The organism is Flavobacterium sp., assembly GCF_035195345.1.
GTDB lineage: Bacteria > Bacteroidota > Bacteroidia > Flavobacteriales > Flavobacteriaceae > Flavobacterium.
The window spans coordinates 812,946-826,042 of record NZ_CP136574.1 but is presented as its reverse complement, the minus strand read 5'-3'; the positions used below and the strand labels follow the sequence as shown (position 1 = coordinate 826,042).

Here is a 13,097-nt window from a genome sequence, read left to right as displayed (position 1 = left end):
TCAACAATATGAAAAATATAATAATAAACAACAGTTTTAAAACAAGGATCAAAACCAATCTCTTGCTTCTTTCTTCTTGTTTCTTTCTGCTAACTTCTTGTGGAGAAAAGAAAACCAAAGAAACCCACGAAGAAGAAAAATCAGAAACCGAAGTTGCCTTGACAGAAGCGCAATTTAAAACTATTGGTATCGAAACAGGCGGTATCGAAATGAAAAACCTAAATACGGTAATCAAAGCCAATGGTTATACAGCAGTTCCACCACAAAACATGGCTAATATTTCAACCTTAATTGGTGGCGTTGTTAAAGATATTTATGTGTTAGAAGGAACTTACGTTGCAAAAGGTAAAACATTGGCAACTATTCAAAACCTTGAAGTTACCGAAATGCAAGAAGATTACAATTCCGCTATTGCCAACATTGAATACTTGCAATTGGAATATAATCGTCAAAAAACATTGAGCGATGAAAATGTAAATCCTCGCAAAACATTTCAAGAAGTAAAATCAAAATTAGCAGTAGAAAAAGCTAAAGCACAAGCCGCAAAAAACAAGCTGCAAGCGTTAAATGTTAGTTTAAGCGGAAACACTTCGTTAATTCCAATTGTTTCGCCAATAAGCGGTTATGTGGGTAAAATAAGTATAACAAAAGGAGCATTTGCAGAAACAGGCGTAACACTTTTTGAAGTAGTAGATAACAGCCAAATGCACTTGGATTTAAATGTGTTTGAAAAAGATTTGGGAAAAATTTCCGTAGGTCAAGAAGTCGATTTTGTATTAACCAATCAGTCCAATAAATCCATTAAAGGGAAAATATTTGGCATCAATAAATCATTTTCCAACGAAAGCAAAACAGTTGCGGTTCATGCCAAAATCAATCCAAGCGATGCCAAAGATTTAATTTCCGGAATGTATGTAGCTGCCAATATCAATATCACCAATCAAACCGTTCAGGCACTTCCAAAAGATGCAATTGTTAGAAATGGCGATAAATATTACATTTACATTCAAGAAGAGCACCAACAAGAAGCTCCAAAAGTAAAAGAAGAAGAGCATCAACATAAAGAAGGAGAAGAACATTCAGAACACGCTGAAGGCAAAGAAGAAGGACACAATGAAGTGCACTTCAAAGCAATCGAAGTGGTTCCTGGAACTACTGATTTAGGTTACACCGAAATAAAATTAGTCGAAGAAATTCCTGCCGATGCGAAAATTGTTATAAAAGGTGCTTTTTACTTACTAGCAACTTCAAAAGGTGGCGGTGAACACGAACATTAAAAATAAATTATTAATCATTAAATAAAATCAAATGAAAAATTCAATTTTAAAATCAATCTTTTTTTTAACACTATTATTTTTTACAAGCAATACTGCTTCTGCACAAAAAGCCAATCAAAAAGCTGTAATCAAAACTTTTTTACATTGTGATCATTGTAAAGAATGTGAAACTTGTGGTTTAAAATTCAAAACTGAAATGCTCAAAATTAAAGGTTTAAAAATGTATGAGCTTGACGATAAAGCAATGACATTTACAGTGTATTATAATGCAAAGAAAACAACCTTACAGACCATTAAAGAAGGTATTTCTAAATTAGGATACGATGCAGATGAAGTAAAAGCCGATCCAAAAGCGTATGAAAATTTAGATGGATGTTGTAAAGCGTAATCCAAATGGAAAACAAAAAATCACATTGGGAAAATGTTTTTGCAACCAAAAATCCTAATGAAGTAAGTTGGACACAAAAATATCCAAAAACTTCAATGGAGTATTTAAAAAATGTAAACCTATCAAAAACTGCCAATATAATTGATATTGGCGGTGGCGATAGCAATTTTGTGGATGCCTTATTAGAAAAAGGATATCAAAATATTTGGGTATTGGACATCTCTGAATTTGCTTTAGAAAGAGCCAAAAAACGTTTAGGAGATAAAGCCGATTTAATACATTGGATTGTTTCTGATATCACAGAATTTAATCCCGAAGTCAAGTTTGATTTTTGGCACGACAGGGCTGTTTTTCATTTTCTAACAGGAGAAGAAAGTATAAGGAAATATGTTACAATCGTTAGTAATGCTATAGCTCAAAATGGAAATTTTCTATTAGGTACTTTTTCAGAAAATGGTCCTTTAAAATGTAGTGGATTGGAAATAAAACAATATTCAGAAAATTCGATGAAACAAACTTTTATAGAAAATTTTGAAGCAATAAAATGTTTTACAGAAAACCATACCACACCATTTGATACCATCCAGAACTTTCAATTTTGTGGATTTAAAAAAAATAGAAATGGAACATAAACATAAATACGATGCTAAAGGCAATCAGCTTTGTTGCACTCTCGAAGAAAAAATAAATAAAAAAACCGAAAATCATTCTGATGATGACGGACAAGACCACGAGCATTCTAGTGTAGAAAAATCTACGTTTCAAATGTTTTTGCCAGCAATCATAAGTTTTATTTTATTATTGATTGCCATAGGTTTTGATAATTATTTTAAACAATCATGGTTTACAGGTTATGTTAGAATAGGATGGTATATTCTAGCATACATTCCAGTGGGATTTCCAGTAGTCAAAGAAGCGTTTGAAAGCATTCGCAAAGGCGAGATATTTTCAGAATTTCTTTTAATGAGTATTGCAACTATTGGAGCGTTTGCTATAGGCGAATTTCCTGAAGGTGTTGCCGTAATGTTATTTTATGCCATTGGCGAAATATTCCAATCATTGGCGGTTCAAAGAGCAAAAGCTAACATCAAAACGTTACTTGACCAAAGACCAGACGAAGTAACTATTCTCGAAAACAATGTTGCCAAAACTATCAAAGCATCAACCGCTAAAATTGGAGATATTATCCAACTAAAAGCAGGAGAAAAATTAGGATTAGATGGAGAATTACTTTCAGATACTGCTGCATTTAATACTGCTGCACTAACGGGAGAAAGTAAGCCAGACACCAAAGCAAAAGGAGAAACTGTTTTAGCAGGAATGATAAACATACATTCGGTTTGTCAAGTAAAAGTAACGGTTGCTTATACAGATAGTAAACTGTCAAAAATTCTCGAAATGGTGCAAGATGCTACAGCCAAAAAAGCACCAACAGAATTATTTATCAGAAAGTTTGCCAAAATATATACACCAATTGTAGTTGTTTTAGCCATTGCAATATGTGTTGTACCGATGTTATTTGTAGAAAATTACCAGTTTAGAGATTGGTTGTATCGAGCTTTAGTTTTCTTAGTTATTTCGTGTCCTTGTGCATTAGTTATAAGTATTCCTTTAGGTTATTTTGGTGGAATTGGAGCAGCTTCTAAAAACGGAATCCTTTTCAAAGGAAGTAATTTTCTTGATGTAATGTCCACTATTCAAAACGTGGTAATGGACAAAACAGGAACAATGACCGAAGGCGTCTTCAAAGTGCAGGAAGTTGTTTTTAATACTGATTTTAACAAAGATGATTTGTTACAATTGGTAAATGCTTTAGAAAGTCAAAGTACACATCCTGTTGCAACTGCCATTCATCAATACGTTGGAAAAATTGATAGTAATATCAAATTAGAAAATGTAGAAGAAATTTCCGGACATGGTTTAAAAGCTGAAGTTAACGGAAAAGAATTGTTAGTTGGTAATTTCAAACTAATGGATAAATTCTCAATTGCTTATGATATTGATCCAAAAAGTATTGTTTACACATTAATTGCAGTAGCTTACGATAAAAATTTCGTTGGTTATCTTACAATAGCTGATAGCATAAAAGAAGACGCACAAATCACAATCGACAAACTAAAAGCATTAGGTATAAAAACCACAATGTTAAGTGGAGATAAAGACAATGTAGTTCAATTTGTAGCACAAAAACTCGGAATTACAAATGCCTTTGGCGATTTATTGCCCGAAGATAAAGTAAACAAAGTCAAAGAAATCATCGCCAAAAATGAAACAGTTTGTTTTGTTGGCGATGGCGTAAACGATGCGCCAGTAGTCGCATTAAGCAACGTAGGTATTGCAATGGGCGGTTTAGGAAGCGATGCCACCATCGAAACTGCCGATGTAGTTATTCAAGACGATATGCCTTCAAAAATTCCAATGGCAATAAACATTGGTAAGCAAACCAAAAAAATTGTTTGGCAAAATATTACGTTGGCTTTTGTAGTAAAAGCAATTGTTTTAATACTCGGTGCAGGAGGTTTAGCCACAATGTGGGAAGCTGTTTTTGCCGATGTAGGTGTGGCACTTTTAGCTATTTTAAATGCAGTCAGAATTCAGAAAATGAGATTTTAACATCAATTTTAACAAAAAGCAATAATTTTTATTTAATTTTGTACTGTTTTAATAGAGATATGAAAAAATACCACTTTATACTATTAGTCTTATTAGGCATATTTCTTATGCCTGGTAGTGCTATAGCTTGTGGTAAAGGTTCAGAAAAAAGTTCTTGCAAAAAAGAAATTTCATCCAATCAGAAAGAAAAAAAGAGTTGTTGCGATAGTGATAGTTCAAAGGGCAAAGACAACAAAGGTTGTAAAGGAAATTGCGGTCATTCAAAATGTGGATGTTCTTCAACGTGTCCAACTTCCTCAGTAAGCTTTGTATCTGAAATTAGTTTTAAAAATTACAAGTATAGTTATTCTTCAATCGAGAAGACTAAATTTTCATACATAACACCATCAATCTCTGATGGGTTTTATTCCATTTGGCTAATACCTAAAATAAGCTAAATCCAATTTTTGACAGCCATAAGTGTGTCAAATTCATAGCGTTTCGCTATACAAACCATACAGTTTTCTGATAGTTTATGAGATACCATTAAAGGTACTTTCTCTACTGTCCTCATCCAACTGTTTAGTATTCAAATTTATTTTTATCAATCAATCAAAGTACATCACTTTGGTTACAAACGTTATTTAAAATGAAAAATTCATTCATGAAAATAATGGTAGCAATTATTGTATTGCTATCAAATACAACGATTGCACAAATCAAAAACGCAACAACCGAACAAGTAAAAATATATGGCAACTGCGGAATGTGTGAGACTAAAATCGAAAAAGCAGGAAACATTAAAAAAATAGCAAATGTCGATTGGAACCACGAAACCCAAATGGCTACTTTAACCTACGATGCAAAAAAGACAAATCAAGATGAAATTCTAAAAAGAATTGCATTGGTCGGTTACGATAGTGATAAATTCCTTGCTCCTGATGATGTGTATAATAACCTACACGGTTGTTGTCAATACGACAGAGTGGCAAAAGTGCCTGTAAAAGAAGACAACAAAACTACTGCTAGTAGCGAAGACCATTCTAATCACAACCATTCTGAAATGATCACAACCGAGGTTCAAAAGGATAATCAATTGAAAGTAATTTTCGATAATTACTTCTTGTTAAAAGATGCTCTTATTGCTTCTGACGGAACTAAAACAGCCTTGGCTTCAAAAGAACTTTTAACGGCAATTAATAATGTAAAAATGGACAAACTTGAAATGGAGTCGCACATGGTCTGGATGAAAGTTGTAAATACGATAAAAGAAGATGCGGAACATATCGCTGATACAAAAGATGTAAAACACCAACGCGATCACTTCACTACACTATCCAAAGACATTTACTCATTAATCAAGGCTTCTAAATATGAAACTCCGGTATACTATCAATTCTGTCCAATGTTCAATGATGGTAAAGGTGCTAATTGGCTAAGCAAAGAGAATGCAGTAAAAAACCCTTACTATGGTTCAATGATGTTAAGTTGTGGTAAAACGGTAGAAACAATTAAATAATTTAAAAAAATATATAAATGAAAAATTTATCAATACTAGCTTCATTCGTTGGAGCAATACTTTTCACTTCTTGTAATAATAATGACGACAATATGGATATGACATTAAATGTTGATTTTCCAGCGGCATATATTGTAAATGGCGAAGATGCCACTGTTACAGTCCTTAAATTGAGTACTAACGAAGTCGCTGGCACAATAGAATTAATGGGAACAGGTTCTGATATGATTATGTGGCCACACCACATCTCATCACATCAAAATCATTTAGCAATTGGAGTACCTGGTATGGACTTAAGCGCCGGGCATTCAGGATTAAATACATCGGGGATGAACGGTAAATTGTTAGTAATCGATGCAATGAATGGTTCAATTATAAAAAATATCAATCTCCCTTTAATGAACCATAACACAATCTATTCTCCTAACGGAAATGAAATTTGGGTACCTCAAATGGATGAAATGAATAGCAAAGTTCTGGTATATGATGCTACTTCGAATACATTATTAAATACAATTAATGTTGGAATGATGGCAGCTGAATTAACATTCTCTTCCGATGGTACCAAAGCTTATGTAGCAAATGGTGATGATGACAGCATAACAGTTATAAATACTGCCACAAAAGCGATAGTCACAACTATTGCCGTTGGAGATAACCCTGTTGGTGCTTGGACAGGAAGTAATGGTAAAATGTATGTCGATAATGAAGACGGACAAACTATTTCTGTGATTGATGTTGCAACAAACTCAGTAGATGAAACAATTACTTTAGGTTTCATGCCGGGAATAGCATCATATAACGGTCCTAAAAATGAATTATGGGTTTCGGATCCAATGAATGGAAAAGTACATTATTGGACTTGGGATGCGGGAATGAATATGTGGATGCATGGAAGTTCACTTAACACTGGTGCTGGTGCTCACGCAATTGCTTTCACAACAGACGGTAACACTGCCTATGTGACAAATCAAACGGCAAATACAGTTTCAGTTGTCAATACTACTAACCATACGGTGACCAAAACAATTAACGTGGGAAATAAACCAAATGGTATTGTTATAAAAATGTAAAACTTTATAAAACTAAGTCTGATGGTAGCATTGGACTTAGTCTTACAACAAAAAGTAATACTAAATCGATGTAAATGAAAATATTTTTTTATATAACAGTACTCATATTGTACTCATTTTCAATAAAAGCCCAAATTAAGGTTGGTGATACAATACCATCACTTACACTAAAAAGTAATAGCAACAGTGATGTAAACACCTCATCATTCAAAGGCAAATATATACTTATCGATTTTTGGGCATCTTGGTGTGCGCCTTGTAGATTAGGCAATAAGAGGTTAGTAAAACTCCATAATGACATAGATACAGCAAAAATTGAAATAATAGGAATATCAATCGATACAGACATAAGTAAGTGGCTTAAAGCTGTTGAAAAAGATAAAATCAAATTTACACAGTTAATAGATCCTGAAGGTTTTGATGCCAATACAGCAATAAAATTTGGTGTTGATGAATTACCATCAAAATACCTATTTAATCCCCAAGGTATTCTAATAGCAAAAAATCCCTCAGAAGAAGAAATAATTAAATTAATAAAAGAATAAAATGAAAACAATATATATTCTGATTACATCAATGGTTTTGATGTTTTCACTTAATAGTAATGCCCAAATAGTAAAAGCCGAAATTAGAGCCACTGGTTTAACCTGTTCTATGTGTTCAAATGCTATAAATAAACAGCTAAAAACAGTGCCCGAAGTGGTTAACGTTGAAATCGATTTAAACTCCAATACCTTTACAGTAACGCTAAAAGAAGGAAACGAATTAAGCCCTAAAATATTTAAAGAAAAAGTAGAAAAAGCAGGTTTTTTTATCGGTTCATTAGTAGTTACCGCAAAATCAAATACCATAACTCAAAGTTCATACATAATGGTTAATGATAAAAAAAGTAATGCTTCTGAAATACAGTTTCAAGTGGTTGATAAAGGATATGTAACCGAGAAAGAATTTAAAAAATTATCAAAGTCCTATAAGAATATTGATACGTATGCTTCGAATAATGAAGATGATTTTCACATTAAAATGATAAACTAATGAGAAAGGTAATTTTATTTTTTGCAGCCATCAGTTGCCAAACTATTTTTAGTCAAGAATTATTTGTAGTAACAGATCCTGCAAGTAATGTTCCTGCTAATTCATTAGCCGTAAATGTGATGCAATCTGCTTTTAAAGAAAAATTTGAGCCAGGTTACAACTATCATTTAATGCCCGAGGTAACTTATGGTATAAATAAAAATTTAATGGTTCGTGGTTCCGCTTTTATCAGCACAAGAACTAATGCATTGTATGCAGAAGGTGGTGGTTTTATGGCTAAGTACAGGTTTTATTCTACAGATGATTTAAACAGTCACTTTCGCTTAGCAACTTATGGAAGATTTAGCTTCAATCGTGCTGATATTCATCAAGAGCAAATTGAAATAGTAGGACACAATACTGGTTTTGAAACCGGGATAATCGCAACAAAGTTGGTCAAAAAGGTAGCCATAAGTTCATCGCTTAGTTTTGAAAAAGCATTGGATAACAAACCAAAATATCCTTTTCCGGATACTATTGGTGATAATGCAACGAACTATACTTTGTCTTTTGGAAAATTGATGTACCCTAAAAAATATACGAGTTTCAAGCAAACCAACATCAATTTAATGGTTGAATTTGTAGGTCAAACCATCAACGAAAATGGTAAATCCTACTTAGACGTTGTGCCGGCTGTACAATTCATTTTTAACAGTCAAGCACGATTAGATCTTGCCTACCGTCAAGAGTTAGTAAGTTCAATGATACGTTCTGCTCCAAATGGGTTTTACTTCAATTTATATTACACTTTTTTCAATTTAAAAAAACAATAAAAATCTAAATAATAACATGTCATGAAAGCACTTATTCTATCAGCTATTATAGCTATCACTTTAGTTTCTTGTAATCAAAAAAACAAAGAGACAGAAAACAAGACCACAGAAACTTCAACAAATTCAAATGAAATATATGCGTGTTCCATGCACCCAGAGATTACAGGAAAAAAAGGAGAAGAATGTTCCAAATGTGGTATGGAATTAACAGAACCAGTTGCCCAAGTTGAGCCAATCCATGAAGAAAATGAAAAAACTCAAGAACTCAAAGACACCACAAAACTACCAACTAATGACGTTAAAGAAAAAGTAATTGAAACAAAAACTCCTTTTTCAATTAATGCAATAGTTGCAAACTATTTAAAAATAAAAAATGCACTAACAAAAGACGATGCCAAAGCCGCTGCTATTGCAGGTAAATCATTATTCAACGATTTTAATACAATCAACTCAAATAGTTTAACTACTACTCAAAAAAAAGAGTATTTAGATATTGCAGACGATGCAAAAGAACATGCAAAACACATTAGTGATAATGCTGGGAAAATCGACCATCAAAGAGAACATTTTGTTACGCTAAGTAAGGATATTAATGATTTGATTAAAATGTTTGGAACAAAGCAAAAATTGTATCAAGATTTTTGTCCAATGGCAAATGATGGCAAAGGAGCTATTTGGATTAGTGAAACAAAAGAAATTAAAAATCCATTTTATGGCTCTCAAATGTTGACTTGTGGTAGTTTGAAAAAAACGTTATAAAATGACACGAAAATTAAAAAAGATTGCATTAGTATTCTTTTTAATGTTTGTAGCTATTCAATTCTACCAACCAAAACAAAATGTAAGTAGTTCATTCGATATTGGAAAAAACTTTGCTAATAATTATAAAGTACCTCCAAAAATTCTTAATTCATTGCAAAAAGCTTGTTATGACTGCCATAGTAATACTACTAAGTATTTATGGTACGATTACATTCAACCAGCAAGATTATTTGTAGAAAGCCACATTAAAAATGGAAAAGAAGAACTGAATTTTAATGAATTTGCGACTTATTCAAATAGAAAACAACAAAGTAAACTAGAAGCAATAAGTAGAGAAATAAAATCGGGTACTATGCCATTAAGTTCATACACACAATTACATCAGGATGCTATTCTTGATGAAACCCAAAAGCAAGAAATAATCAGTTGGATTGAACAGACAATCAATAAAGAATAGTAAGCATGAAACTTTATATTAAAAATATGGTTTGTAGTCGTTGCAAAATGGTGGTTAAGTCCGAGTTAGAAAAGCTTGGACTAAAACTTTTATCTATTAATTTGGGTGAAGTCGAAATTATGGAACCCTTTTCTGATGTTCAAAAAAATGAAATTAGTAAAATATTGAAAGTATTTGGCTTTGAACTGATTGATGATAAGAAAAGTAAAACGATTGATAAGATTAAAACAGTAATCATTGATTTGGTTCAAAACAAGAATAATGATTTGAAAATTAATTTATCCAACTACCTTTCACAAGAACTGCATCAAGACTATAATACCCTGAGTAATCTCTTTTCAGAAGTTGAAAACACTACTATTGAGAAGTATTTCATCAATCAGAAAATTGAAAAAGTAAAAGAGTTAATTATGTACGATGAACTCTCATTAAGTGAAATTGCGTATTCTTTAAATTACAGCACGGTTTCACATTTGAGCAATCAATTCAAAAAAGTAACTGGCTTTTCGCCAACCTACTTTAAGAATATCAAAACCATTAAAAGAAAGCAAATAGAAGATTTATAAATTTTGCATATCAAACCCAAAATTATGCAAATGCAAAAATCGGTTATGATAGAAATTTGTATTAAAATTATTAAAGATGATACATACTTACAGCATTACCGGAATGACTTGCGATGGTTGTCTCGCTAAAGTCGAAAAAACGTTGAATACTATTGAGGGTATTGAGGCAAAAGTTTCATTAAATCCAGCAGTAGCAACAATAACTATGGAAAAGCACATTCCAACAGAAAAGCTACAGGAAGCCTTGACAGCAGTGGGAAAATACTCCATAGAAATGAGCAACGGTAAAACCAAGGAGCATAGTACAACGAATGAAGCTTCGGGAAAATCATGTTGCTCTGTCCATTCCAACGATCATAATAAAGAAACTGTTGTCCCAACAAATACCCAAGGAAAGTATTATTGCCCAATGCATTGCGAAGGCGAAAAAGTGTACGACAAGGCAGGTGACTGTCCTGTGTGTGGAATGGATTTAGTTAAAGCACCAGAGTTAACGGTGAGTAAAACGTTGTATACGTGTCCTATGCATCCCGAAGTAATTCAAGAAGGTCCTGGTTCATGTCCAATATGCGGAATGGATTTAGTCCCAATGGAACCAAGCGAAAGCGAAGACCAAAAAACGTATACCGATTTGGTTAAAAAAATGAAAATTGCAGTCGTATTTACCGTTCCCATTTTTGCAATTGCAATGATAGAAATGGCACACAACAATCCTTTACTACAACTAATGGATGCTTCAAAATGGAATTTGGTACAATTAATATTATCGCTTCCTGTAGTGTTTTATGCCTGTTGGGTATTTTTTATTCGCGCTTGGAAATCCATCATTACTTGGAATTTAAATATGTTTACCCTAATCGGAATTGGTACAGGAGTGGCATTTCTTTTCAGTTTGGTCGGGATGTTTTTCCCAGATATTTTTCCTAGCGAATTCAAAACAGAACACGGAACAGTATTACTATACTTCGAAGCTACAACCGTTATTCTAACTCTTGTATTATTAGGACAATTACTTGAAGCAAGAGCACACAGTCAGACTAGTGGAGCTATCAAAGAATTATTAAAACTCGCACCAACCGAAGCCACTTTGGTTATTGATGGTAGCGATAAAGTAATTTCAATCCACGATATTAAAAAAGGTGATTTACTTCGGGTTAAGCCTGGTGACAAAATTCCAGTTGACGGAAAAATAACCGATGGAGAAAGTAGTATTGATGAAGCAATGATTACAGGAGAACCAATACCCGTTGATAAAAAGAAAGACGATAATGTAATTGCAGGAACAATCAATGGGAATAAATCTTTTATTATGGTTGCAGAAAAAGTGGGTTCAGAAACTTTGCTTTCACAAATCGTGCAAATGGTTAATGACGCTTCTCGTTCGAGAGCGCCAATTCAGAAATTAGCAGACAGTATTTCCAAATACTTCGTGCCCATTGTAGTCATCATTTCTGTTATAACCTTTTTCATTTGGGCAAAATTTGGTCCCGAACCGGCATTAGTATATGGTTTTATAAATGCCATCGCAGTATTAATCATCGCGTGTCCTTGTGCATTAGGATTGGCAACGCCTATGTCAGTAATGGTAGGTGTTGGTAAAGGCGCACAATCAGGGGTTTTGATAAAAAATGCAGAAGCTTTAGAAAACATGAATAAGGTTAATGTTTTAATTACAGATAAAACAGGAACAATAACCGAAGGAAAACCATCGGTCGAAAAAATTTATGCGACCAATAACAATGATAACGATTTATTGCAAAGCATAGCTTCATTAAACCAATATAGTGAGCATCCATTAGCACAAGCCGTAGTCAATTATGGCAAAACAAAATCCATTTCATTAATCGAAGTAAAAGATTTTGAAGCCATTGCCGGAAAAGGAGTTACAGGAACAGTAACCAATAAAAAAGTAGCATTAGGTAATAAAAAACTAATGGAACAAGTAAAAGCTAGTATTTCTGACGATATAGAAAACAAAATCATTACCGAACAAAAACTAGGAAAAACCGTTTCATATATTGCAGTAGAAGGTATTGCTGTTGGATTTGTATCCATTACTGATGCCATAAAAACGTCAAGTGCCGCTGCAATAAAAGAACTGATGCAACAAGGAGTTGAAGTAATTATGATGACAGGCGATAATATCAATACAGCCAAAGCTGTTGCAGAAGAATTGAACCTGTCTTCCTATAAAGCAGGATGTTTACCCGAAGACAAATTAAACGAAATCAAAAAATTACAAGCAGAAGGCAAAATTGTGGCCATGGCTGGTGATGGTATCAACGATGCACCGGCATTAGCACAAGCCAATATCGGAATAGCTATGGGAACAGGAACAGATGTCGCAATTGAAAGTGCCAAAATAACTTTAGTCAAAGGCGATTTACAAGGCATTGTAAAAGCCAAGAACTTAAGCCATGCTGTTATGAAAAACATCAAGCAAAATTTATTTTTTGCCTTTTTCTATAACGTATTGGGTGTTCCAATCGCAGCTGGTGTTCTATATCCATTTTTCGGTATATTATTATCCCCAATGATTGCGGCTTTAGCCATGTCATTTAGTTCTGTATCAGTAATTGTAAATGCGTTACGATTACGCACATTAAAACTTTAAAA

Annotated in this window: 14 protein-coding genes; all 14 read left to right on the top strand. The window is 33.3% G+C overall.

The features are described 5' to 3' along the window. The first annotated feature begins 8 nt into the window (after nt 1–8). The 14 genes from RSE15_RS03945 (at nt 9) to RSE15_RS03880 (ending at nt 13,095) form a co-directional block, all read left to right on the top strand. A complete protein-coding gene (locus tag RSE15_RS03945; RefSeq protein ID WP_324069667.1) occupies nt 9–1,277 on the top strand; it encodes an efflux RND transporter periplasmic adaptor subunit in 1,269 nt (422 codons plus the stop codon). A 31-nt stretch (nt 1,278–1,308) separates the two neighbouring features. After that, complete coding sequence (locus RSE15_RS03940; RefSeq protein WP_064715035.1) at nt 1,309–1,665, top strand: hypothetical protein; 357 nt, start codon at nt 1,309–1,311, stop codon at nt 1,663–1,665. A gap of 5 nt (nt 1,666–1,670) precedes the next feature. After that, on the top strand, nt 1,671–2,297 hold the full coding sequence (locus RSE15_RS03935) for a class I SAM-dependent methyltransferase (protein ID WP_064715036.1): 627 nt from the start codon (nt 1,671–1,673) through the stop codon (nt 2,295–2,297). Continuing rightward, the gene (locus tag RSE15_RS03930) at nt 2,287–4,278 is read left to right on the top strand and encodes a heavy metal translocating P-type ATPase (protein ID WP_064715277.1); all 1,992 of its coding nucleotides are present in this window, start codon (nt 2,287–2,289) and stop codon (nt 4,276–4,278) included. The genes RSE15_RS03935 and RSE15_RS03930 overlap by 11 nt, the downstream gene beginning before the upstream one ends. A gap of 59 nt (nt 4,279–4,337) precedes the next feature. Further along, nucleotides 4,338–4,715: a hypothetical protein gene (locus RSE15_RS03925; RefSeq protein ID WP_324069666.1), complete on the top strand. Its 378-nt coding sequence runs from the start codon at nt 4,338–4,340 to the stop codon at nt 4,713–4,715. A gap of 191 nt (nt 4,716–4,906) precedes the next feature. Continuing rightward, nucleotides 4,907–5,776, top strand: a complete 870-nt coding sequence (locus RSE15_RS03920) for a DUF3347 domain-containing protein (RefSeq protein ID WP_315176711.1) — start codon at nt 4,907–4,909, stop codon at nt 5,774–5,776. A gap of 17 nt (nt 5,777–5,793) precedes the next feature. Further along, a complete protein-coding gene (locus RSE15_RS03915) occupies nt 5,794–6,849 on the top strand; it encodes a YncE family protein (RefSeq protein ID WP_315176710.1) in 1,056 nt (351 codons plus the stop codon). A 74-nt stretch (nt 6,850–6,923) separates the two neighbouring features. Further along, nucleotides 6,924–7,394: a TlpA family protein disulfide reductase gene (locus RSE15_RS03910; protein WP_315176708.1), complete on the top strand. Its 471-nt coding sequence runs from the start codon at nt 6,924–6,926 to the stop codon at nt 7,392–7,394. A 1-nt stretch (nt 7,395) separates the two neighbouring features. Further along, nucleotides 7,396–7,884, top strand: coding sequence for a heavy-metal-associated domain-containing protein (locus RSE15_RS03905; protein ID WP_064715040.1), 489 nt, complete (start codon nt 7,396–7,398; stop codon nt 7,882–7,884). Further along, nucleotides 7,884–8,696: a hypothetical protein gene (locus tag RSE15_RS03900; RefSeq protein WP_064715041.1), complete on the top strand. Its 813-nt coding sequence runs from the start codon at nt 7,884–7,886 to the stop codon at nt 8,694–8,696. Before RSE15_RS03905 ends, RSE15_RS03900 begins: the two co-directional genes overlap by 1 nt. A 21-nt stretch (nt 8,697–8,717) precedes the next feature. After that, complete coding sequence (locus RSE15_RS03895; protein ID WP_064715042.1) at nt 8,718–9,455, top strand: DUF3347 domain-containing protein; 738 nt, start codon at nt 8,718–8,720, stop codon at nt 9,453–9,455. 1 nt (nt 9,456) lies between these two features. Continuing rightward, nucleotides 9,457–9,915, top strand: a complete 459-nt coding sequence (locus RSE15_RS03890; RefSeq protein WP_064715043.1) for a heme-binding domain-containing protein — start codon at nt 9,457–9,459, stop codon at nt 9,913–9,915. A gap of 5 nt (nt 9,916–9,920) precedes the next feature. After that, entirely contained in the window at nt 9,921–10,481 is a 561-nt protein-coding gene (locus tag RSE15_RS03885; protein WP_064715044.1) for a helix-turn-helix domain-containing protein, read from the top strand. A 76-nt stretch (nt 10,482–10,557) separates the two neighbouring features. Continuing rightward, on the top strand, nt 10,558–13,095 hold the full coding sequence (locus RSE15_RS03880; protein ID WP_324069665.1) for a heavy metal translocating P-type ATPase: 2,538 nt from the start codon (nt 10,558–10,560) through the stop codon (nt 13,093–13,095). The last annotated feature ends 2 nt before the right edge of the window (nt 13,096–13,097 follow it).